The organism is Flavobacterium yafengii, assembly GCF_030010375.1.
GTDB classification, from domain to species: Bacteria; Bacteroidota; Bacteroidia; order Flavobacteriales; family Flavobacteriaceae; genus Flavobacterium; species Flavobacterium yafengii.
On record NZ_JASCRY010000002.1, the window covers coordinates 644,669 to 668,210 of the forward strand.

The window sequence follows — 23,542 nt, forward strand, 5'->3', positions numbered from 1 at the left end:
TACTGATTCTAACGATTTAACGATTTTAATGAATTATTTAATGGTTTAAATTAAATATTATTTATTTGATGGCTATAGTTTTATGTGCTTTTTTCATACTATTTTCTTTTTTGGTAATGTCCACATGCAAAATTCCATCTTTATAACTGGCTTCAACTTTACTTTCATCAATGTATTCCGGTAAAGTAAAAGTTCTGCAAAATGATTGATAATTAAATTCTTTACGAACGTAATTATCTTTTTTTCTAGTTTCCTCTTTTTCTTGCTTTATTTCGGATGAAATCATGAGCATGTTATTCTCAATTTCAACTTTAAAATCTTCTTTTTTCATTCCCGGAGCTGCTAATTCCACTTGTAATTTATCATCTGTTTCTTTTAAGTTTACTGATGGTAAATTACTGCCAATAGCAGTAAAATTTTTATCATTCCAATCAAAAAGATCTCTTGAAATAAAATCATCGAAAAATGTATTCACTGTTGGAAATAAACCGTTTCTTTTTACTAAAGTTTCCATAGTTTTATGTTTTAATTATTTGAAATAAGTTGAATCAAATTTAATGATATTATTTATTTACAAATATTTTTTAACTTATAAAACGTTGAAAATTAGATTATTAACGATTAAGTGCGTTTTTTTTCAAAACTTAAAAAGGTATTTCTTACGGATGAAAAATAAGTCCTAAATATTCTAATACCAGCGCTTTTTATTTTGTTTTGAAACCTCTGACTTTCTTGATTTGTGAGCTCCACCACTACGGTTTGAATTTTTTTGTTGCGAACCAGGAGCAGTTTCCGGACTTCCAGAATGCCAATGATAAGGGTGGTCATTTACAGTTTTTACATCCACTTTTATTAGTTTTTGGATGTCTTTCCAATAGGTATGTTCGTCCTTACTGCAAAAAGAAATTGCAATACCTCCATTTCCAGCACGACCAGTTCTACCAATACGGTGAACATACGTTTCAGGAATATTAGGTAAATCAAAATTGATTACAAAAGGCAATTGGTCAATATCAATTCCACGGGCTGCAATATCAGTAGCTACGAGAACACCAACTTCTTTATTTTTGAAAGCATCCAAAACGCGTTGTCTTGCATTTTGTGATTTGTCACCGTGAATGGCTTCTGCGGCAATATTGTTTTTTCGCAATGCTTTTACAACATTATCAGCACCGTGCTTGGTTCTTGAAAAAACCAAAATATCGGAAAGATTTTCATTTTTAATTAAATGATATAGTAAGTTTCTTTTTTCTGTTTTTTCAACAAAATAAACGCGTTGCTCTACATTTTCGGCAGTAGAAGATACTGGAGAAACGGTAACTGTTGCAGGATCAGTCAAAAACATTTCAGCTAATTCTCGGATAGCGATTGGCATCGTAGCTGAGAAAAATAATGTTTGTCTGTTTTTTGGCGTAAGCTTTACAATTTTCTTTACATCATTTACAAATCCCATATCTAGCATTTGATCTGCTTCGTCAAGAACTAAAGTATGCAAATGGTCTAAATCAATAAAACCTTGTTTGTGTAAATCAAGAAGTCTTCCAGGTGTAGCAATCAAAATATCGACACCATTTTTTAAAGTATCTACTTGCGGATTTTGTGAAACTCCACCAAAAATGGTAAGTTGCGTCAGGTTTGTATATTTTCCGTATGTATCAAAGCTTTGTCCAATTTGAACAGCTAATTCTCTTGTAGGAGTAACTACTAAAGCACGAATTTGTTTGGCTTTTTTTGAAGAACCTACAATTCGGTGTAATTGATGTATAATTGGAATAGCAAATGCGGCAGTTTTCCCAGTTCCGGTTTGTGCGCAACCTATTAAATCTTTTCCAGATAATACAATTGGGATAGATTGTTCTTGAATAGGAGTTGGATTAATATAGCCTTGTTCAAATACGGCTTTTTGTATACTTTTTGAGAGTGATAAATCTTCGAATAACATATTTTTGGTATTAAATATCATGTATTAAGTACATAGATAGTGCAGCAAAGATAGTATTATTATTTTGGATGATAATTTATATGGTATTTGGGATTAGAATTTCTGGATTTTAAATCCAGAAATTCATCAATAAAATTGACTATATAGTATTTGATTTAATAAAATCAGTTACTAAATATCCTATAAGTTTACCTATTAAATGGTTGTTTTTTTCTTCGCCTAAATCCGGTGCGCCCTCGCAAATGTGTAAATAGGTTGCATTTTTGTTTTTTGCAAAATAGGAAATAAACTGGCGTAGTTGCTCCACAGAAAAACCACTCAAAGTCATTGCGCTACAAGCAATATTAGGAATCGAATCTAAATCGATCTCAATTCCAAAAAAGTCATCATTTATAAACTCTAAAGCTTGAGCCATTTCTAGATTAAAATCTTTTTCTTTTCGAATGTTTATGCTGTCATATGTATTGTAGCGCACACGGTCTTCTATTTTTTTAATTATATCCAATACACTTTTGGAAGTGTAATTTTCGTGTAAACCAAAAATAAAATATTTTTTTAAAAATCCTTCTTCAAATGCATACGAAAAACCATTACCGCTATGACGTCCTTCTAAAATTCTAAAATCAGAATGGGCATCAAAGTTTATAGCATTGATAGGTTTCCCTTTTGCAAGTGCAGATCCTTTTATGTTTCCATAGGAATTATTATGTCCACCACCTATAATTATAGGAATTTTACCCAGTTTTATAATATTGAAAATTATATGAGAAACATCTTTATCAATTTTTTCGACTAATTGACTTAATTTAGATCGATCGTCAATATCATTAAAATCCAAATGCTCCACTTCTTTCATTTCGACGCTAACATTCAATTGACCTAAAACAAAAAGTTGGCTTCCTTTGCAAAATCTATTGTGCTGAATATTAGCGATACTTTTGATGGCGCTATCCCAAGCTGATGCTGCGCCAGGTCTACCAAAATTAGCTCTTATGCCTATGTCTTCCGGAATTCCAAATAATACGTATTTTGCTTCGCAAGTTTTAAGAAACTCAACAGGATCGGTCTCTTTTGGAACAGTTATCATTTTCTCTCCAAATTTTATTTCACCACTTCTATGGTTCGTAATTTTTGCAAGATCTTTGATAGTAAATGGGATGATTTTTTCCATTAAAAAAAATATTTTTTTTCCCAAAAATAATATAATTACGTTAACTTACGTTATTACGTGGTTATATATTGTTAAATTTGTAAAATAAATTAAATTAAATTAAAAGATGGAAAATCAAAAAAGCAGTTCAAGTCTTAAAGCGGTTATAGCAGTATTAGCTATTTTATTAGTGGGAAGTTTAGTTTATATTTTTAAAATGACTTCAGATACCGAAATCGTAAAAACAGAATTGAAATCCACATTAACTGAAAAAGAATCAGTTATGAAAGATCTACAAGAGTTAAAATCAACGTATGATGCTGCAATTGCAGAAAACACATCAATGTCTGATGAGTTGATTCAAGAAAGAGATAAAGTGGTAAACTTAATGTCTGATTTAAGTAAATCGAAAGGCGATGTAGCTACTATGTCAAAGTATAAAACACAATTTAATGCCTTACAAGGAAATATGAAGGTTTTAATGGCTGAAAATGATAACCTAAAAAAGGCAAATACAACGCTTACTACGCAACGTGATAGTACAGTTGTGGTATTAGGAGAGACTAAAAAGAATGTTGAAGTATTAACAGGTCAAAATGAAGAATTAGCGAAAGCGGTTGAAATTGGTTCAAAATTGACGGTTTTAAACACTAGAGGTTCTGCTTTTAAATTAAGAAGTTCTGGTAAACAAATCGAGACTGATAAAGCGAGCAGAGCTGATGTTCTTAGAGTTAATTTTACTATTGCTGAAAATCAAATTGCTAAATCAGGGGATAAAACATATTATGTTCAAGTAATTGATAGTAAAAACAATGTTTTAGGCGATAAAAAAACAGAGACTTTTGGCGATAATACTTTAACCTATAGTTTTTTAACGAATGTTAAATATGAAAATAAAACAATTCAAGTTTCTGAGGATTTAAAAGGAAGAGACTTTGCCAAAGGAACGTATTACATCAATATTTTTGATAGAGATATATTGGTTTCTAAAACAAGTTTTGTTTTAAGATAGGAACAATATTAGACAGAATAAAAAAGAGGAACATAACGTTCCTCTTTTTTTATGCGAAAATTTCACCTTCTATCAATACAGTGTCAATTAGATTACTACCAAAAGCATACGGTAATTGATAGTAGGAGGGAATAGGTTTAGTGAGTATAAGGTTAGCTTTTTTACCAATAGTTATGCTTCCGTGGGTTTCTGAAATCCCAATAGCGTAGGCTCCGTTTATTGTGGCCGCATTTATGGCTTCTTCGGGAGTCATTTTCATTTTGATACAAGCAGTTGCAACTACAAAGTTCATATTTCCGGAAGGAGTAGAACCTGGATTATAATCGGTTGCAAGGGCGAGAGGAAGTCCGGCTGTTATCATTTCTCGTGCTGGCGTATATGGAATACTTAAAAAATAAGAACACGAAGGCAGCGCCACTGGCATCGTTTCGGTATTTTTTAAAGCTTCAATATCTTCTGTTGTCATAACTTCTAGATGGTCTACAGAAAGGGCATTGTACTTTACACCTGCCTGAATTCCGCCAATAGAGTTGAACTGATTGACATGGATTTTTGGCTTTAAGCCAAATTTAATTCCAGCTTCCATGATTTGTTGGGTTTCATCAACAGTAAAATAACCCGTTTCACAAAATGCATCGATGAAGTTTGCCAGTTTGTATTTTGCAATTTCAGGGAGCATTTCGTTGATGATTAAATCAATATAACCTTTGTGATTTGTTGCAAATTCCAATGGAAAAGCATGAGCTCCAAGAAAGGTTGCTTTTATAGTTATTGGATAGTTTTGAGCTAATCGCTGTATCACGCGAAGCATTTTCAATTCACCATCTACTGTCAATCCATATCCCGATTTAATTTCTACAGCTCCAGTTCCTAAACGCATGACTTCTTCCAGCCTAGCTTTAGATTGGTTGTAGATTTCTTCTTCAGAGGATTCATTGAGTTTTTTAGCTGAATTTAAGATTCCTCCGCCACGATTGGCAATTTCTTCATAGGTCATGCCATTGATTCGGTCTACAAATTCCTGTTCTCGATTACCGGCATAAACAATATGCGTATGACTGTCACACCAAGATGGTAAAACCATTTTCCCAGTGGCATCAATCGTTTTGTCAGCATCTGTTTCAGGTAGATTATCCATAGTACCAAAATCAGCAATTAAGTTGTCTTTAATTACTAAATAAGCATTTTTGAGAGTTGGAAGAATAGCCATTTCGGCACCGGAAACTTTAGCAATTGAAGTTTTCCGCACCTGAAGTAATTCTTTTATATTGATAATTAACGTTGTCATTTATATAAAAAATTATTCTGAAACTTTGATTTCAAACATTTTATCCCAGTTTTTACCGGTTACAAAAATGGTTTTTGTTTTTGGGTTGTAAGCAATTCCGTTTAAAACGTCAGTATCTTCTAATTTAGCAATTTTTGTAGTCAAATCTGCAAGATTGATTATTCCTTCTACCGCTCCGTTTTTAGGGTTAATGACGGCAATAGCATCTTTTTGGTACACATTTCCATATATTTTTCCATCAATCCATTCCAGTTCATTAACTCCTTTTACTTTAGATTTTAAAGAGTAAACATTGATATGGTCAATCGCTTTAAAAGTTTCAGGGTTTAATATGTGTATGGTTTCGGAACTATCAGTCATATATAAGTTTGTACCATTACTCACTAAACCCCAGCCTTCCATATTTTTGTAATACGGAACTGTTTTTTCTTTTTTGAAAGTATCTGCATTATAAACATACGCTTCATTATTTTTCCATGTCAATTGGTAAACTTTATTATTTAGAATCGTAATCCCTTCGCCAAAATATTTAGCATCCAGTTCAACTTTCTTATAAACTTCTCCAGTTTTATAATTTGTTTTTCTTAAGCTGGAGATTCCTCTTTTTCCTGATGGGCCTGAACCATTTCCAGTTCCTTCATAAAGTGTATCACGGTAAAATTCTAGTCCTTGCGTGTACGCTTGAATATCATGTGGATACGTATTTACGATGGTATATTTCAATAATTTTGGTGCAATATTAGAAACTAATTCCACTCTTGAGGTAGCTTCAGAGCTTTGTCCCTCATAATACACTAGAGCCTTTAGGTTTTGATAGCCCAATTTTTGATCTTTTAATTCAAAAGTTAATTTGTCAACTCCTTTTTTGGAACCAATTTTTGTATCATTCACATAGTAAATAATACTGTCGATCGTTTTTGAATTTGAGTTCAAAATTTCCAAAGAAAGTGCCTCTTGAGGTTGGTATTGTTCCTTAAATTTTGAATTATCAAAGGTAAATAAAGAATTTTCACCTTTTTTTGTATCACCACAATTAACCAGTAAGGTTCCTAATAAAATGATAGATAGTATGTTATAATTTTTCATAGCGTAAAATTTGAATACCCCAATATACAACGTTATTTTAATAGCTGCAAAGCACTTGCAAAAATATAAAAAGGTTGTATATTTGCACCGGCAAGTCCTACACGACCAGCTCCTGCAGACTCCCCCAGGATGGGAACATAGCAAGGGTACGTGGTTGAGCGGTGCGATGTAGGTCGCTTGCCATTTTTTTTATTTCTTACAAAAGTAGTCTTCCTTCGGGAGGATTTTTTTATTTTTGGACCTTTCGTACAACAAACATCAATAATCATGAATAAAGTAGTTCTAATTACAGGAGGTTCTTCGGGAATAGGGAAATCTATTGGCGAGTTTTTGCATCAAAAAGGTTTTGTTGTTTACGGAACCAGCAGAAATCCGGAACGAGTTTTAAATTCGGTTTTCCCTTTAGTAGCTTTAGACGTTCGAGATACGGATTCGATTCATACGGCTGTAGCCAAAATAATTGCTATTTCAGGAAGATTAGATGTTGTAATTAACAATGCAGGTGTTGGAATTACAGGACCTTTGGAAGAAATTCCAATGCATGAAATCAAGAATAATTTTGAGACTAATTTTTTTGGACCAATTGAAGTGATGAAAGCAGTTTTGCCACAAATGCGTTCGCAACAATCCGGTTTGATTATTAATGTAACTTCTATTGCTGGTTATATGGGTTTACCGTATCGAAGTGTTTATTCCGCTTCAAAAGGTGCTCTTGAACTTATTACGGAAGCATTACGCATGGAAGTGAAATCCTTTGGTGTTCATATTACGAATGTGGCTCCGGGAGATTTTGCGACTAATATTGCTTCGGGACGTTTTCATGCTCCGGTTATAAAAGGTTCTGCTTACGAAAGTCCGTATGGGAATTCACTAAAAACTATGGATGAACATGTCGATAGTGGCAATAATCCTAATGAAATGGCAGAAGCGGTGTATAAAATTATCCAAACTCCAAATCCTAAAATTCATTATAAAGTAGGTGTTTTTATGCAAAAGTTCTCGATTGTTTTGAAGAGAATTTTACCGGATAAAGTATATGAAAAAATGCTTATGAATCATTATAAGTTGTAATTTTGCACCGAATTTATTGATTTTACGCTTGCGTGAGGGATTGCAGTGAAAATCCCACGCTTTTTAGCGTGGATTGAAACAAAAAGCCCGACCCGAAGTTTTTACGAAGGGTCACGCCCAAAGAATTAGAAACACACAATTAAATAGATATATTATGAAGTTTTTTATTGACACGGCTAATTTAGCTCAAATTAAGGAAGCACAAGCATTAGGCGTTTTGGATGGTGTTACAACTAATCCATCATTGATGGCAAAAGAAGGAATCACAGGTAAAAACAGCATTTTGAAACATTATGTTGATATTTGTAACCTAGTTGATGGAGATGTTAGTGCCGAAGTAAATGCTTTAGATTACGACGGAATGGTTAAAGAAGGTGAAGAATTAGCTGATTTACATGAGCAAATCGTGGTAAAATTGCCTATGACTAAAGAAGGTGTTATGGCTGCTAAATACTTTTCGGATAAAGGAATTAAAACAAATGTAACTTTAGTATTCTCTGCTGGTCAGGCTTTATTAGCTGCAAAAGCGGGTGCTACTTATGTTTCTCCGTTTATTGGTCGTTTAGATGATGTTTCTACTGATGGTTTGGCTTTGATTGAAGAAATCAGATTGATTTATGATAACTACGGTTATGAAACTCAAATTCTAGCCGCTTCAGTTCGTCACACAATGCACATTGTAAACTGTGCAAAAATTGGTGCTGATGTTATGACTGGACCATTATCTGCTATTTATGGCTTGTTGAAACACCCATTAACTGATATTGGATTGGCACAGTTTGTTGCTGATTTCGAGAAAGGAAATAAATAATAGTTGAGTATTTAATGTTTAGTTAAATACATTTAAGTTCTAAATAAAAAAATCCCATCAACCTAGGTTGATGGGATTTTTTATTGGTTTGGTTTTGGTTAGTTTGTGTTGAAATTAGTGTCCTCCACCAACTTCTATTTCTTTTCCGATTCCTTGTTTTTCTAAAATTCCGATTACTTTCCAACCGTAGAATGCGATGAATGCAAAACACAGAACTGGAATGAAATATGACGGATGAATTCCAATGATATCTGCAAGTTTTCCTTGTAACGGAGGGATAATTCCACCACCTAAAATCATCATTACTAAGAAGGCAGATCCTTGAGATGTATATTTTCCTAATCCTGCAATTGCCAATGAGAAAATAGAAGGCCACATAATACTTAAAAATAAACCACCGCTCATAAAAGCAAAAATAGCAGTTGTACCAGTAGTAAATAAACCAATTATCATAGCAGCCATTCCCATTAAACCAAAAATCATTAAGGTTCTCGATGGTTGATCTTTCCCTAAAAAGAAACCTGCAATTTGGAATAAAATTACAAAAGCATAAGCGTATAATGGTGTAACATCTTGTCCAGAAATTGCATTAGCAGCTAATACTACTCCAAAGGCTACATAAGGAATAACAATTAGTAAAATTTTTCTTAATTGAGATGATGGATTAAAAACAGTGATAGCTCCAGCCCAACGACCAATCATTAAACTTCCCCAATACATAGACATATAAGGCGCTAATGCAGGCCCAGAAATAGAACCAAAATCAGCGGTTACCAATAATTCTCCAAGATTACTTCCAATAGTTACTTCGACACCAACGTAGGCAAAAAGCGCTAACATTCCCAAAACTAATTGAGGATATTTCATAGCACCCCAACCTTCAGGATTTTTTTGTGCTGTAGTATTAGCGAAAAATAACCCGATAACTACAACTAATAATGTAGACACAGTTAATGCTAAACCTAAATAATCCTTTTCTTTATTTTCGATAAATCGAGTAATGAATTCAGGATCTTCATAACGAGAAAATATATAAGCAAAAATCGCTACCAGAATTACAGTAATAGCAATAAGCGTTTTCATTGCTTTGCTGGCTGTTTCAAAAGTAGAGTCGCTTTTACCGGCTGGTAATTTTTTAGAAAAATGAAATAATGCTGCAGCTAATAAAAATAAACCTCCAACAAATACATATAAAATTCTCATTGAATCCAATGAATTTTCTTTTTGGGCAAATTCTTCAATGCTTACACCAGAAATAACCCCAAATAAAGCAAAAGAAACAACTATTGGACCTATCGTAGTTCCTAATGAATTGATTCCTCCAGCAAGATTTAATCTACTTGATGCAGAATGTGCTTCTCCTAAAGAAGCCGCAAATGGTTGTGCAGAAGTTTGTTGTAATGAAAAGCCTAATGCAACTATGAATAAAGCTCCTAAAATAAATAAATAACTTCCTTGTGTTACTGCTAAGATCATTAATACAGCTCCAAATGTACTGATCAATAGTCCGTAGATAATTCCTTTCTTGAATCCCCAAGCATTTAAAATATCCTTTTTTGCGATGCTGCTAAAAATAAATAGAAGTAATGCTCCAATATAATATGCTCCGTAAAAAGCAAAATCTATAAGTTGACTTTGAAATTGATCTAAGCCAAACTTGGCTTTACAAAACGGAATAAAAATACCGTTAGATGCTCCAATAAATCCCCAAAAGAAAAATACGGTAATGAGCGTATAAAGTGCGGAATTATTAGACTTTGTTTGTTCTGAATTCATAATTTTAAATAGGTTAATGATTAAGTTAATGACTTTTATAGCTGCAAGACCGTAAATATATTTGTTAAGTAAATTAAAAAAAAATTATTTAGAATAAATATTGTTAGAATTATAGAATAATCACTTTTTGTTAAAAAACGATGCTTTTTTTTCGAAGTTTTTGCTTTTTCAAATAAAATATTGAAATGGAATTTATTCTAAAATTTTACTTTTTACATCTTTACTGTAATTTCTGCCAATTGGTAGCGTGTAAGAAAGGATCTGTATTCTATTGCCTTCAATAGATTTTACTTTATCAATCGCTATAGTGTATGATTTATGAATGCGCATGAACCTGTCAGCAGGTAATTCTTCGGATAATGAGGTCAATGATTTGTGGGTAATATATGTTTTATCCGATGTAACTACTTTTATATATTCCTTCATTCCTTCAATAAATAGGATTTCATCGATGGTTATTTTTACCATTTTCTTATCTACTTTGATAAAAATATGCGGTTCAATTTTATGCGGTTCAATTTTGATATTATTTTTTAAATTGAAATCTGCTTCAATTTTATGAATGCATTTTATAAATCTTGGAAGTGGTATTGGTTTTACTAAATAATCTAATACGTCTAAATCATAACTTTCGGCAGCAAATTCTCTAAAGGCTGTGGTGATAATAATTTTGGTCTTATATTCTATCAATCGGATTAATTCAAAACCAGTCATCATTGGCATATTAATATCCAAAAAAACGGCATCAACAGTATTGTTGTTGATAAACTCCAGAGCCTCCAGAGCATTATTGAATGTAGCAGTAATTTCAAAGTCGGCAAAATTATTAAAATAATTCTGCAATACTTTTATGGCTAATGGTTCGTCGTCAATCAAAACACATTTAATCTTCATTAGATATAGGTATTTGTAAGCGGATGATATAAAAATTGAACTTTATCTGTTGTTCTAATTTATATTTTTTCTTGAAAATTAACTTTAATCTCTTCTTAGTATTTGTTAGCCCAATTCCTTTTTTTTCTTTAAAACCTTGTGAAAGTACAAAATTATTTAGTATTTCAAAATGGAGTATGGACCCATCAATAATTTTACAATTTATTTTTATTTTAAGATTGTCATTATTTATTCCGCCGTGTTTAAAGGCATTTTCCAGAAAGGAAATCAGCAGTAATGGCGGCACTTTTACTTCATCAATATTCGATTCAAGATTTATACTTACTTCTACGTTTTCAAAACGAAGTTTTTCAATTTCAATATAATTTTGAATGTAATCAATTTCTTTTATTAGTGGTACAAATTTAGTGTCTTCGATATCATATAATACATATTCCATCAATTTTGACAACTTAATAATCACATCTGGAACTTTTTTTGAAGATTCCAGTGACAATGCATATAAATTGTTTAAGGTATTGAAGAAGAAATGAGGTTGAATCTGAGTCTTTAAATACTTCAGTTTCATCTTGGATTGGTTCTCAATTATGGCTCTGTTTCGTTCTCTTTCTTTGAGCCAAATTTGGGTAAGGTAAATGGATGAGGCGATTGCAACAACATACAATTCACCAATGCATACGGCAACAATATGATTGATTTCAAATGGTGTATATTCTCTATCAGCTTCGGGCCAAATATCCTCAGAAATGATATAATAGGTTAATCCTGTTTTTAATAAATAGATAACCATTAAACTCAAAAGTAAAGCAAATGTATACTTGTAATATTTTGATGTTAATACATAGCGGGGAATTAGAACAAATAAATTGAAATAGACTAATGGAATATGAAGCGAGAATTCTAAGACATTCGATTTAAATGAATATTCATAATCATTGAAATACGCTCCCCATCGAAGAAAGTTCATTAAAAAAAACAATCCCCAGAACCAAAAATGATTTTGAAGTTTGATATCGAATTTTTCCTCTTTTGTATACTTCATTTTCTGTTGGAATTATCTTTAGTACTGACTATTTATAAAAAAGTAAATTTTCTGCAACTTTAATCAATTTGATAATAAAAAACAACTTTTTTTAAATAAAAATATCAAAAATATGAAAATTGGTAAAAAAAACTCATAATTATTACGGTTGGAAAACGCATTATTGACAGAATTGTGTCGTTGGTTTAAAATAAACTACCGTTGGTATAAATTATTTTTTTTAGAAAACCCATAAAGATAAATTTACGCCATAACCAACAAAAACTTAAAAAAAATGAAACAAATTATCTTAATCTTTATGATTGTTTTTACTTCGCAAGTTACGCTTGCACAAGCGAAAACTGTCAAAGGTTCAGTAACCGATGCTGTCGGTTCACCACTGCCTGGCGCATCTATTGCAGTTCAAGGAGAATCAAATGGAACTATTACCGATTTTGATGGTAATTTTTCTATTGAAGTGCAAAAAGGCAAAACCTTGATAATTTCTTATTTGGGTTTAGAAACTCAAAGTATTGTAGTAGGTGATCAAAATACTATTACAGTTCAATTGAAAGAAGCAGCTTCAAATGCTTTAAATGAAGTAGTAGTGACTTCGCTGGGTATCAAGAAAACGCGAAAATCTTTGACTTATGCTGCTCAAGAACTAAAAGGAGAAGAATTAACCCGTGTCAAAGACGCTAATATTATTAACACTATAGCAGGGAAAATTGCCGGTGTAGCCGTGACAAAAAGTGCTGGAGGAACTGGAGGTTCTACTAAAGTTGTTATTCGTGGAAACTCTTCGGTGAGTAATAACCAGCCGCTTTATGTAATTGATGGTATTCCGTTGTTCAACGGAACTTCAGGACAACCTAATAATGCTTTTGGAGATACTGCAGGAGGAAATCGTGATGGTGGAGACGTAGTTTCTCTTATTAATCCTGATGATTATGAAGGTATGACAGTTCTAAAAGGTGCAGCTGCATCTGTATTGTATGGAAGTCAAGGTGCAAATGGAGTTATTTTACTTTCTTCTAAAAAAGAAAAAGAGGGAAGATCAAATCTTAAAGCATCTTCAGTGACCACTTTCGAATCGGCAGCTTATTTGCCTAAATTTCAAAATGAATATGTTGCAGTTCCTAACGGAGAAGAAACTTGGGGAGCAAAAGGAGCCTCTGATGATTATGTGAAAGATTTCTTTGAAACAGGAAATACTCAAATTACTTCATTGGCTTTTTCATCTGGATCAGCAACATCTTCAACAACTTTATCATATGCTAATACAAGCGGTTCAGGAATTATTCCGGGAAACAGCATTAAGAAAAATAATTTTGGTATTCGTCAAACTGCAAAATTCTTCAATGATAAATTGAATGTTGCGGCTAATGCCAATTATACAACTCAAACCGTTTTTAACAAACCTGTAAACGGACTTTATTTCAATCCTTTGACAGGAGTTTATTTGATGCCAAGAGGAAATGATTTTAATGAATATAAAGAGAATTTTGAGGTTTTTGACCCTACGAGAAATCTGATGGCTCAAAATTGGATGACGGATAGAGATATCCTTCAAAATCCATTTTGGGGAATCAATAGAAATAAATCAGAAGATACTAATCAATTTTTTAACGGATCAATCGCTTTAGATTATAAAGTTAACAGTTGGTTTTCTATAGCTTCCAGATACAGTTATAACCGTGTTGAGAGTGGTTTTGATAAAAAAATATACGCAACAACTCAAGGAACACTTTCTCACATAAATGGTAGATACATAAATGTTAATACATTAAGTACACAACGTTACGGTGATTTGATTGCTACAATTAATACTAAATTCAATGATGACTTTAGCTTTAATGCAAACATTGGAACCAGTATTACAAATACATTAGGAAATCAAAGAACAACGCTTGATTCCGGCATTGGTGGTGGTTTACAAAAAGCAAACTGGTTTACATTAGGGAATTTTGTTAATAATGCGGGTAATTTGCAAACGTTAGATTCCTCAAAAGAAGTACAGTCTTTATTTGCAGCTACAACCTTTGGATATAAAGACATGTTGTTTTTAGATCTTGCAGCAAGAAACGATTGGTCTTCAACATTAGTAAATACAAATAATCCAGGATTTTTTTATCCTTCGGTAGGAGTTACGGCTATTATTAGTGAAATGACCACTTTGCCGGAGTTTATCAATTACGGAAAAGTTCGTGCAACTTATGCCAGAGTAGGTAATGATGTGTTTTCTTTTGTGACATCGCCAACTTACGGATTTACATCTGAAGGGAATAAACCTCCATTAGTGGCTCCAAGACCAGGGGAATCATTGAGACCGGAATTAAAATCAGAAGTTGAGATTGGTACCGAATGGAGAATGTTTGATAACAGACTTGGATTCGAATTATCCTATTACAATTCAGAGACTAAACACCAATATTTACAAATTCTTGCTCCGTTAACAAATCCTCTTGGTGTAAAATATTACGGTATAAATGCAGGTAGTATTAAAAATGTAGGTTTTGAAGCTGTAGTAACCGGAAAGATTGTTAAAGCGGATAAGTTCTCTTGGGATGCTACTGTAAACTATTCTCAAAATAAAAATACGGTACAAGAAATTCCTGCAGAACTAGGAGGAAAAGTAATTTTGACCGAAGCAGGAGTGAACAACTACAGATATGTTTTAGAACAAGGAAAACCTTTTGGTGTAATTGAAGGCGTAAGCATAAAGAAAGATGCTCAAGGAAGAGTGTTGTTAAATGCAGACGGAACGATACAAAAAACAGGTTTTGAAGAAGTGGGTAATGCAAATCCAGATTTTATGTTAGGTTTCTCGAACTCGTTTAAATTTGGTTCTTTCTTTGTAAATGTATTGATAGATGCTCGTTTTGGTGGTGATGTAATGAGTTTAACCGAAGCTGTGAATGATGAGTTTGGAGTTTCGAAAGTAACAGGTGATGCCAGAAATGCTGGTGGAGTTACAATTAACGCAGTATATCCTGATGGAACTGCTTATGCAGGAAAATATCCGGCGGAGAGTTATTATAAACAAACTGGCGGTAGAGCAGGAGCAACAGGAGAATATGTTTATGATGCGACCAATGTAAGTGTAAGAGAGGTTTCTATTGGCTATACTTTTAATGTCAAAAAATTATCTTTCTTACAATCGGCAAGTTTGTCATTAATTGCCAGAAATTTAGGTTTTATCTACAAAGATGCTCCATTTGACCCTAACATTTCATTAAGTACAGGTGAAGGTTTGCAAGGTATTGACGTTTACGGAATGCCATCTACGAGAAGTATCGGTCTTAATTTAAACGTAACTTTCTAATCACAAAAAATCATGAAATTAAATACTATAAAAAGAACAGCTATTTGTGTTTCCTTACTCGCAGCAGTAAGTTGTACAGATAATTTTGAAGATATCAATACCAATCCCAACGGGATCACGCCTGAACAATACGAACAAGATTTTAATCATATCAAAGGTTCGTTTGATCCTATGTTCAATAACATATTAGTTCTTACTCCTGAATGGAAATACCAAGTACAGCAAGGATTACAAGGAGATATTTGGTCGGGTTATATGGCTACCGGAACCGCTTTTAGAGGAGGAACTAACAATACAACATATGATTTAGTTGATGGTTGGAACGGTTTTGCTTGGGCTTCTGGTTATGGAGATGTAATGTATAATGCGTATTCAATTGAGCAAAAAGCAAAAGGAAAATACGATCAGTTTTATGCTTTGTCTTTGATTTTAAAAGTAGAAGGAATGCATAGAATAACAGATACTTACGGACCTATTGTGTATTCAAAATTTGGTACAACAGATCCTGTTATTGAATATGATTCCCAAGAGGAAGTCTATAATTTAATGTTTAAGGAATTAGATATAGCAGTTGCAGAGTTGACAAAAAGAGCTGATGCTAAAGAGCCGTCAACTTTTTTAACTACTGATTTGTCAAGTTATAAAGAAGCAGAAAAAGCAGGAGCCGGAGAGCATTACAAACAATGGGTCAAATTTGCTAATTCATTGCGCCTGAGATTAGCAATGCGTATTGTGAAAAAGAATCCAACTTTGGCGAAAACCGAAGCTGAAAAAGCGATTGCACATAAATTTGGTGTGATGACTGTTAATGCAGATACGTTCAAAGTGGTATCGCCTACGTACAATAATCCAATTGCTACTATAAGCAATGCTTGGGGAGACATTCGTATGTCAGCTGATATGGAATCTATCATGGGTGGTTATTCGGACCCTAGATTATCTGTATTTTTCAATACATCAGTACAGTTTCCTGGAGAATATAAAGGAGTTCGTACTGGAATTGAAATCGCTGCCAAAGCGGATCATGTTGATTTCTCCGGTGTTGGTCCAATTGTTAATTCAAAAGAAATTGTTTTGATGAATACTGCCGAAGTATATTTACTAAGAGCTGAAGGTGCTTTAAGAGGTTGGAATATGGGAGGAACGGCTCAAAGTTTGTATGAAATGGGAATCACTGCTTCTTTCGATCAACATGGAGTTTCTGGAGCAGCTATTTACATTGCTGATAATGTGAAAAAAGCAAAAGCTTACGTAGATCCAAACTTCCCTGTAAACAATGGAGCAGCTCTTAATAACGTTACTGTGGCTTGGGACGGTTCCGCGACAAATGAGGTGAAATTGCAAAAGATTATTACTCAAAAATGGATTGCCGGTTTCCCGGAAGGTCAAGAAGCTTGGTCTGAATATAGAAGAACAGGATATCCAAAATTATTACCGGTACTTAAAAATACTAGTGGAGGAACAATAAATTCTGCTTTGGGAATACGAAGAGTAAATTTTGTTCAATCTGAAAAAGATGGAAATCCAGGTGGTGTAGCTTCAGGAGTTGCGAAACTTGGTGGAGCAGATAATGGAGGAACTAGACTTTGGTGGGATACTACCGGACCTAATTTTTAATAAAATTAGTACAGATTAAAAATGGTGTAAGTAACTCATAATTATTTGCACCATTTTTTATATCAAAGACGTTTTTTAAGGATGAACCTCGTATTTAAATAATTTGTTGCTAACATTAAAAACAAGTCTATTTTTTAAAACGGATTATGTAGTAAATCATGTCGTTTGTTGAAATTTCATGACCGTTGGTATAAATTATTTTTTTAGGTAAAACGTTTTAGTTAATTTTATGCTTTAGATTAAAACAATTAATATCAACGAAGTAATTAAATCGAATAAATAAAAATAAAATGAAAAGTGCTTTAGAAATTAAACCTGACATCAGCTATAAAAGTGCCGGTAAATTTGAAGAAACGAGATTTGAAAAAATTCATAATGAAATTTTTAAAAACTCAGTAGAAGCGTCTGTCATTGTCGCTCAGGAAATTGCACAATTAATTAGATCAAGACAAGAAGAAAACAAACCTTGTGTTCTAGGTTTAGCAACAGGTTCTTCGCCTATAAAAGTATATGAAGAATTGGTTCGAATGTATAAAGAAGAAGGTCTTAGTTTTAGTAATGTAATCACTTTTAATTTGGATGAGTATTATCCAATGACAAAAGAGAATAATCAGAGCTATCATTATTTCATGCACCAGCATCTTTTTAATCACATAGACATTAAACCTGAAAATGTCAATATTCCAGACGGTACGGTGGCTATTGAAGAATTGAACCAATATTGTATTGATTATGAAATGAAAATAAAAAATGCAGGTGGTCTTGATTTTCAATTATTAGGAATTGGCCGTACAGGTCACGTTGGATTCAATGAACCGGGTTCGCACATCAATTCAGGGACTCGAATAATTACGTTGGATCATATTACAAGAGTAGATGCTTCATCGGATTTTAATGGGATTGACAATGTTCCTAAAAGAGCAATTACCATGGGCGTTTCTACGATTCTTAGATCTAAAAGAATTGTATTGATGGCATGGGGACAAAATAAAGCCGATATTGTAAAAAGAACTATTCAAGGTGATATAAGCTCTGAAGTTCCTGCTACTTTTTTACAAAATCACACCAATACAACTTTTGTTTTAGACCAATCTGCTGCTTCTGAATTAACCCGATTCAAAACACCGTGGTTAGTGGGAGAATGCATTTGGACACAAGAATTAAAAAGTAAAGCTATTGTTTGGCTATGCCAAAAAACGGATCAATCTATTTTAAAACTGACCGACAGGGATTATAATAATAACGGAATGTCTGATCTTTTGGCTTTAGAAGGTTCTGCGTACGATTTAAATATTAATATGTTTAATGTGTTGCAGCATACCATAACTGGATGGCCGGGAGGAAAACCGAATACAGACGATACTTACAGACCGGAACGCGCTAATCCTTCTAAGAAAAGAATAATCCTTTTTAGTCCGCATCCAGATGATGATGTAATTTCTATGGGTGGAACCTTTTCAAAATTGATAAAACAAGGACATGATGTTCATGTAGTGTATCAGACTTCAGGAAATATTGCTGTTACAGATGATGAAGCTTTAAAGTTTGCCGAAGTTTGTAACGATTTTGTTGGTACAGATGAAACTAAAATTAATTTTAAAACAGTAATTAATTTTCTAAATAACAAAACAGAAAATCAAATAGATTCTCTTGAAGTTAGAAAATTAAAAGGTCTTATTAGACGTCGTGAATCGTACGCTGCTACAAGATATATCGGATTGAAAGATGAAAATATTCATTTTTTAGATATGCCTTTTTATGAAACAGGACAAGTAAAGAAAAATCCAATAGGCGAGGATGATATTGCCATTGTAAAAGATATAATTGCAAAAATTAAACCCCATCAGGTTTTTGCCGCAGGTGATCTTGCTGATCCGCATGGAACTCATGAAGTTTGCTTGAATGCAATTTTCGCGGCAATGAAACAACTGAAACCGGAGGCTTACATGAATGATTGTTGGTTGTGGTTGTATAGAGGTGCATGGCATGAGTGGGATATTCACGAAATAGACATGGCCGTACCATTAAGTCCAGATGAGGTCTTACTTAAAAGACATGCAATTTTGTACCATCAATCCCAAAAAGACAGGGTAATGTTTCAAGGAAACGATTCCAGAGAATTCTGGGTAAGAGCTGAAGACCGTAATAAAAATACAGCAAAATTGTATGATAATTTAGGTCTTGCTGAATACGAAGCTATCGAAGCTTTCAAGCGTTTCGACTACTAAATAAAATAATAGGCAGATTTTTCTTTTGACAGCTGTGGAAAAAAAAATCTGCTTATAAATTTGTTCCTAACCAAGTTCAAATACTTCTCTATACTATTGTAATTACCCAAAAAAGCATGAAATATATTTTAATTCTATTGTTCACAGGCATTGTTGCGAATGCTCAATTAAAAACTACATCATTAGATTTGATGCCATGGCCTCAAAATATTAATTTGACTCAAGGTACTTTTGCTTTAAGCAAAAACTTTAAAGTTAATATTACAGGTAATCCTAACCCTCGAATATTTGTGGGTGCGACTAATTTTTTACGAAGATTAGACAACAAAACTGGTTTGTTTTTTGAGCAAGGATTTTTTATAAAAAAAAATGAAGCGCCAGAGGCACAAGTACAAATAAATTGTGTTAAAAATGGAAAAATAGGGTTGTATGAAGATGAAAGTTATCAACTTGAAATTCAGTCTAATAAAATTATTATTAATGCTACGTCTGACTTAGGAGCCTTACATGCACTTGAAACTGTATTGCAATTGTTGCAAAATAATGGGACTTCTTTTTATTTTCCAACAGTTATGATTACTGATTTTCCAAGATTTACTTGGAGGGGATTAATGATAGATGTTGCCAGACATTTTCAACCAATAGATGTTATCAAAAGAAATCTTGATGCTATGGCAGCCGTAAAAATGAATGTTTTTCACTGGCACTTAGTAGATGATCAAGGTTGGAGAATTGAACTGAAAAAGCATCCAAAACTAACAGAATTGGCTTCGGATGGGAATTATTATACCCAAGAAGAAATAAAAAATATTGTAAAATATGCTGATGATCGAGGGATTCTTGTAGTTCCTGAAATTGATGTTCCAGGTCATGGAACTGCGATGCTTACGGCTTATCCGGAAATAGGCAGTAAAACAGTGAATTTGAATTCAAACTCTATTGAAAGTAAAACGCAAGTATCCGGGATAACATCCTATTCTTTAGAAAGAAATGCTGGGATTTTTACACCAACATTAGATCCTTCAAACCCTAAAACGTATCAATTATTGAGTGAAATATTTGATGAGGTTTGTCCCTTGTTTCCGGGGAGTTATTTCCATATTGGAGGTGATGAAAATGAAGGAAAAGATTGGGATTCTAATCCTAAAATTCAAGAGTTTAAAAAGAAAAATAAACTGGCTAACAACCATGAATTACAAACTTATTTCACCATGCAATTAGTTCCGATGTTAAAAAAACATCATAAGGAATTAATGGGTTGGGAAGAAATAATGACTAAAAACATGTCTAAAGATGCGATAATTCATTCTTGGAAAGGAGTAAATGAAGGTGTTTTATCAGGGAGTTCATTAATTAATGCAGCAAAAAACGGATATAAAACCGTTTTGTCGAATGGATATTATATTGATTTAATGCAAGGTGTTGCAGATCATTATTCAAACGATCCGTTACCTAAAAACAATATGTTAACTGATGCTGAAAAAGCTAGGATATTAGGAGGAGAAGCAACCATGTGGAGCGAATTAGTGACACCTTTAAACATTGATTCCAGAATTTGGCCAAGAGCGGCAGCAATTGCGGAACGATTGTGGTCAGATGAAAATATTACGGATATAAATAGCTTGCGCAAAAGATTGAAAGGCATTTCTTTTAGATTAGAAGAGCTTGGAATTACACATATAAGAAACAAAGAAGTGATTTTAAGAAACATCAGTAATAATCAAAAAACAGAGGCTTTAAATGATTTTTCTAATGTTTGTGAACCACTAAAAATATATTCGCGTAATAGCGGCGGAACCGAGTATCAAATGTATTCCCCTTTTACTTTATTTGCTGATGCTTGTGCACCGGACGCAAGTGATGCCTTGGCTTTTGATGCGGTAGTGAGTCTTTATTTAGAAAATAAAAGTTTAGAAAATCAAGTTTCAGTTACTCATTTTCTAAAAAAATGGATGGATATGAATACTAAGTTGATTGATTTGAGTACAAATGCACCATTGGTTCAACCACTTTTACCTTTGTCAAAAAGCTTAAGTGCCATATCAGAACAACTTTTATTAAGTATAGAGAAAAAACAATCTTTAAATTCAGTTGTACTGAATGATTTATTGGAACAATGCAATTCAAAAAATCATGCCGATGTAGAATTAGCAGTGTACAATAGTTTGAAAAAATTAATCAAATAATGAAAGTTCAAAAATAGAATAGGCTTGTTAAAATTGAGTTTGGTTATTTATATTTTGATTTATTTTATTTTGAATAAATATTAGTTTCTTTATAATTTAGAAAGTGGTTTGTTTTAAAGAAAATGATATTATAAACCTGGCATTTTGTGTCAGGTTTTTTTTTGATTAGTCTTTTAATGGTAAGCTAAATAGAATTCATAAAAATGTACTTTTTTGGATAAAAAAAATTAGTATTTTTTTCGTATTTTTGCAAAAATTTTATAAAATAAATATTCATGTTAACAGTAAATAATTTATCAGTTCAGTTTGGCAAACGAATTTTGTTTGACGAAGTAAATACTACCTTCACACACGGTAATATCTACGGAGTTATCGGAGCCAATGGCGCTGGAAAATCTACTTTTCTTAAAATAATTGCAGGTGAAATGGATCCAACATCGGGACATATTCACTTGGAACCAGGAAAACGTATGTCGGTTTTGAACCAAAACCATAATATGTTTGATGAAAGTACCGTTCTTGAGACCGTTATGATGGGGAATAAAACCTTATATGCAATCAAAAAAGAAATGGATGCTTTGTATTTAGATTACAACGATTCAAATGCAGACAGAATAGGAGAATTGCAAGTGCAATTTGAAGAAATGAACGGTTGGAATGCTGATTCTGATGCTGCATCGATGTTATCAAATCTTGGAATTACCGAAGATCATCATTATACTTTAATGGGAGACTTGGAAGGGAAAATAAAAGTTCGAGTGCTTTTGGCACAAGCACTTTTTGGAAACCCTGATTTGCTTATTATGGATGAGCCTACCAATGATTTGGATTTTGAAACCATCGCTTGGTTAGAGAATTTCTTGGCAAATTATGAGAATACAGTAATTGTAGTTTCTCACGACAGACACTTTTTGGATTCAGTTTGTACCCATATTTCTGATATTGATTTCAATAAAATCAATCATTATTCAGGAAATTATACTTTCTGGTATGAATCAAGTCAATTAGCTGCAAAACAACGTGCACAACAGAATAAGAAAGCCGAAGAAAAGAAACAGGAATTAGAAGAATTTATTCGTCGTTTTAGTGCGAATGTGGCTAAATCAAAACAAGCTACTTCTCGTAAAAAAATGATCAGTAAGTTGAATATTTCTGAGATAAAACCATCAAGCCGTCGTTACCCAGCGATTATTTTTGACCAAGAGCGTGAAGCGGGAGATCAAATTTTGAACGTACAAAATCTAAGTGCTTCAATAGATGGTGATGTTTTGTTTAAAGGCGTAGATTTGAATATGGCCAAAGGCGATAAAATCGTTCTTTTCTCAAAAGATTCCCGTGCAACTACTGCTTTCTATGAAATTTTAAATGGAAACCAAAAAGCTGATTCAGGTACTTATGATTGGGGAGTTACTACAAACCAAGCGTATTTGCCAGTAGAAAATCATTCGTTTTTTGAGAGCGATTATTCTCTTGTAGATTGGTTACGTCAATGGGTAAAAACCGAAGAAGAGCGTGATGAGGTAAATATTCGTAGTTTCCTTGGGAAAATGATTTTCTCTGGAGAAGAAGCTTTGAAAACGTGTAGAGTATTATCTGGAGGAGAAAAAGTACGTTGTATGCTGTCTCGAATGATGATGGAAAGAGCGAATGTTTTAATGCTTGATGAACCAACGAATCACTTAGATTTAGAGTCCATTACAGCTTTTAATAATTCCTTAAAAAACTTCAAAGGATCTGTGATTTTTACTACTCATGATCATGAATTTTCTCAAACTGTTGCCAATAGAGTTATCGAATTGACACCAAATGGAGCTATTGACCGTTACATGACGTTTGATGATTATCTTGATGATGAAAAAGTTCAGGAATTGAGAGCTAAGATGTATACAATATAAAAGTAATACAGTGTTTATAAAAAAAATCTCCCGCAATTTGTGGGAGATTTTTTTGTTTAATTGATATTCACTAAAATAATTAAAATTATTTCTGTCTATTTCCTGCTGAAAATTTTACTCACAATAAATGCGATAATGGTTAGTACAGCAATCACAATAAAAATACCTACGCCAACTCCTGCTTTAAATATACCTTCTATAATTGAACAACTCGTAAACGATAGTAATACTACTAAAAGC

Annotated in this window: 16 protein-coding genes and 1 other RNA gene; 9 read left to right on the forward strand and 8 right to left on the reverse strand. The window is 33.0% G+C overall.

Annotated features, from left to right (window positions below; translation table 11 throughout):
• Positions 1 to 61: 61 nt before the first annotated feature.
• The 3 genes from QLS97_RS10195 to QLS97_RS10205 all read right to left on the reverse strand — a co-directional run bounded on the left by QLS97_RS10195 (position 62) and on the right by QLS97_RS10205 (position 3,113).
• Positions 62 to 514, reverse strand: coding sequence for an Hsp20/alpha crystallin family protein (locus QLS97_RS10195; RefSeq protein WP_282716433.1), 453 nt, complete (start codon positions 512 to 514; stop codon positions 62 to 64).
• Between the two features lie 174 nt (positions 515 to 688).
• Positions 689 to 1,942, reverse strand: coding sequence for a DEAD/DEAH box helicase (locus QLS97_RS10200; protein ID WP_282716484.1), 1,254 nt, complete (start codon positions 1,940 to 1,942; stop codon positions 689 to 691).
• 139 nt (positions 1,943 to 2,081) lie between these two features.
• Entirely contained in the window at positions 2,082 to 3,113 is a 1,032-nt protein-coding gene (locus QLS97_RS10205) for a formimidoylglutamase (protein ID WP_282716434.1), read from the reverse strand.
• Positions 3,114 to 3,219: 106 nt separating this feature from the next.
• On the opposite strand from QLS97_RS10205, the gene QLS97_RS10210 reads away from it, so the two are divergent.
• The gene (locus QLS97_RS10210) at positions 3,220 to 4,104 is read left to right on the forward strand and encodes a hypothetical protein (RefSeq protein ID WP_282716435.1); all 885 of its coding nucleotides are present in this window, start codon (positions 3,220 to 3,222) and stop codon (positions 4,102 to 4,104) included.
• Between the two features lie 49 nt (positions 4,105 to 4,153).
• On the opposite strand, the gene hutI is transcribed toward QLS97_RS10210, so the two are convergent.
• Together hutI and QLS97_RS10220 are read right to left on the reverse strand one after the other, a co-directional pair.
• The gene (gene hutI / locus QLS97_RS10215) at positions 4,154 to 5,392 is read right to left on the reverse strand and encodes an imidazolonepropionase (protein WP_282716437.1); all 1,239 of its coding nucleotides are present in this window, start codon (positions 5,390 to 5,392) and stop codon (positions 4,154 to 4,156) included.
• A gap of 12 nt (positions 5,393 to 5,404) precedes the next feature.
• On the reverse strand, positions 5,405 to 6,478 hold the full coding sequence (locus QLS97_RS10220) for a glutaminyl-peptide cyclotransferase (RefSeq protein ID WP_282716438.1): 1,074 nt from the start codon (positions 6,476 to 6,478) through the stop codon (positions 5,405 to 5,407).
• Between the two features lie 88 nt (positions 6,479 to 6,566).
• Between QLS97_RS10220 and ffs the strand changes: the two genes are divergently transcribed.
• From ffs to fsa, 3 genes are all read left to right on the forward strand, one after another.
• Positions 6,567 to 6,664: signal recognition particle sRNA small type (gene ffs, locus QLS97_RS10225), an RNA gene on the forward strand.
• 81 nt (positions 6,665 to 6,745) lie between these two features.
• A complete protein-coding gene (locus QLS97_RS10230; RefSeq protein WP_282716439.1) occupies positions 6,746 to 7,549 on the forward strand; it encodes an SDR family oxidoreductase in 804 nt (267 codons plus the stop codon).
• 154 nt (positions 7,550 to 7,703) lie between these two features.
• Positions 7,704 to 8,360 carry a fructose-6-phosphate aldolase gene (fsa, locus tag QLS97_RS10235; protein ID WP_066078774.1) on the forward strand — a complete coding sequence of 219 codons (657 nt, stop codon included), beginning with the start codon at positions 7,704 to 7,706 and terminating at the stop codon, positions 8,358 to 8,360.
• A 114-nt stretch (positions 8,361 to 8,474) separates the two neighbouring features.
• On the opposite strand, the gene QLS97_RS10240 is transcribed toward fsa, so the two are convergent.
• The 3 genes from QLS97_RS10240 to QLS97_RS10250 all read right to left on the reverse strand — a co-directional run bounded on the left by QLS97_RS10240 (position 8,475) and on the right by QLS97_RS10250 (position 12,072).
• Complete coding sequence (locus QLS97_RS10240; protein WP_282716440.1) at positions 8,475 to 10,136, reverse strand: MFS transporter; 1,662 nt, start codon at positions 10,134 to 10,136, stop codon at positions 8,475 to 8,477.
• 192 nt (positions 10,137 to 10,328) lie between these two features.
• Positions 10,329 to 11,030: a LytR/AlgR family response regulator transcription factor gene (locus tag QLS97_RS10245; protein ID WP_282716442.1), complete on the reverse strand. Its 702-nt coding sequence runs from the start codon at positions 11,028 to 11,030 to the stop codon at positions 10,329 to 10,331.
• Positions 11,020 to 12,072: a sensor histidine kinase gene (locus tag QLS97_RS10250; protein WP_282716443.1), complete on the reverse strand. Its 1,053-nt coding sequence runs from the start codon at positions 12,070 to 12,072 to the stop codon at positions 11,020 to 11,022. The genes QLS97_RS10245 and QLS97_RS10250 overlap by 11 nt, the downstream gene beginning before the upstream one ends.
• A gap of 274 nt (positions 12,073 to 12,346) precedes the next feature.
• On the opposite strand from QLS97_RS10250, the gene QLS97_RS10255 reads away from it, so the two are divergent.
• From QLS97_RS10255 to QLS97_RS10275, 5 genes are all read left to right on the forward strand, one after another.
• Complete coding sequence (locus QLS97_RS10255; RefSeq protein WP_282716444.1) at positions 12,347 to 15,376, forward strand: SusC/RagA family TonB-linked outer membrane protein; 3,030 nt, start codon at positions 12,347 to 12,349, stop codon at positions 15,374 to 15,376.
• A 12-nt stretch (positions 15,377 to 15,388) separates the two neighbouring features.
• On the forward strand, positions 15,389 to 16,993 hold the full coding sequence (locus tag QLS97_RS10260) for a RagB/SusD family nutrient uptake outer membrane protein (protein ID WP_282716446.1): 1,605 nt from the start codon (positions 15,389 to 15,391) through the stop codon (positions 16,991 to 16,993).
• A gap of 290 nt (positions 16,994 to 17,283) precedes the next feature.
• Complete coding sequence (gene nagB / locus QLS97_RS10265; protein WP_282716448.1) at positions 17,284 to 19,221, forward strand: glucosamine-6-phosphate deaminase; 1,938 nt, start codon at positions 17,284 to 17,286, stop codon at positions 19,219 to 19,221.
• A gap of 116 nt (positions 19,222 to 19,337) precedes the next feature.
• Complete coding sequence (locus QLS97_RS10270; RefSeq protein WP_282716450.1) at positions 19,338 to 21,407, forward strand: beta-N-acetylhexosaminidase; 2,070 nt, start codon at positions 19,338 to 19,340, stop codon at positions 21,405 to 21,407.
• A gap of 275 nt (positions 21,408 to 21,682) precedes the next feature.
• Positions 21,683 to 23,302 carry an ABC-F family ATP-binding cassette domain-containing protein gene (locus QLS97_RS10275; RefSeq protein ID WP_282716452.1) on the forward strand — a complete coding sequence of 540 codons (1,620 nt, stop codon included), beginning with the start codon at positions 21,683 to 21,685 and terminating at the stop codon, positions 23,300 to 23,302.
• Positions 23,303 to 23,542: the final 240 nt, after the last annotated feature.

What these genes read in the sequence shown, in the direction of transcription:
- QLS97_RS10195 (WP_282716433.1), bottom strand. Translation starts at nt 514, where the DNA reads ATGGAAACTTTAGTAAAAAGAAACGGTTTATTTCCAACAGTGAATACA.
- QLS97_RS10200 (WP_282716484.1), bottom strand. Translation starts at nt 1,942, where the DNA reads ATGTTATTCGAAGATTTATCACTCTCAAAAAGTATACAAAAAGCCGTA.
- QLS97_RS10205 (WP_282716434.1), bottom strand. Translation starts at nt 3,113, where the DNA reads ATGGAAAAAATCATCCCATTTACTATCAAAGATCTTGCAAAAATTACG.
- QLS97_RS10210 (WP_282716435.1), top strand. Translation starts at nt 3,220, where the DNA reads ATGGAAAATCAAAAAAGCAGTTCAAGTCTTAAAGCGGTTATAGCAGTA.
- hutI (WP_282716437.1), bottom strand. Translation starts at nt 5,392, where the DNA reads ATGACAACGTTAATTATCAATATAAAAGAATTACTTCAGGTGCGGAAA.
- QLS97_RS10220 (WP_282716438.1), bottom strand. Translation starts at nt 6,478, where the DNA reads ATGAAAAATTATAACATACTATCTATCATTTTATTAGGAACCTTACTG.
- QLS97_RS10230 (WP_282716439.1), top strand. Translation starts at nt 6,746, where the DNA reads ATGAATAAAGTAGTTCTAATTACAGGAGGTTCTTCGGGAATAGGGAAA.
- fsa (WP_066078774.1), top strand. Translation starts at nt 7,704, where the DNA reads ATGAAGTTTTTTATTGACACGGCTAATTTAGCTCAAATTAAGGAAGCA.
- QLS97_RS10240 (WP_282716440.1), bottom strand. Translation starts at nt 10,136, where the DNA reads ATGAATTCAGAACAAACAAAGTCTAATAATTCCGCACTTTATACGCTC.
- QLS97_RS10245 (WP_282716442.1), bottom strand. Translation starts at nt 11,030, where the DNA reads ATGAAGATTAAATGTGTTTTGATTGACGACGAACCATTAGCCATAAAA.
- QLS97_RS10250 (WP_282716443.1), bottom strand. Translation starts at nt 12,072, where the DNA reads ATGAAGTATACAAAAGAGGAAAAATTCGATATCAAACTTCAAAATCAT.
- QLS97_RS10255 (WP_282716444.1), top strand. Translation starts at nt 12,347, where the DNA reads ATGAAACAAATTATCTTAATCTTTATGATTGTTTTTACTTCGCAAGTT.
- QLS97_RS10260 (WP_282716446.1), top strand. Translation starts at nt 15,389, where the DNA reads ATGAAATTAAATACTATAAAAAGAACAGCTATTTGTGTTTCCTTACTC.
- nagB (WP_282716448.1), top strand. Translation starts at nt 17,284, where the DNA reads ATGAAAAGTGCTTTAGAAATTAAACCTGACATCAGCTATAAAAGTGCC.
- QLS97_RS10270 (WP_282716450.1), top strand. Translation starts at nt 19,338, where the DNA reads ATGAAATATATTTTAATTCTATTGTTCACAGGCATTGTTGCGAATGCT.
- QLS97_RS10275 (WP_282716452.1), top strand. Translation starts at nt 21,683, where the DNA reads ATGTTAACAGTAAATAATTTATCAGTTCAGTTTGGCAAACGAATTTTG.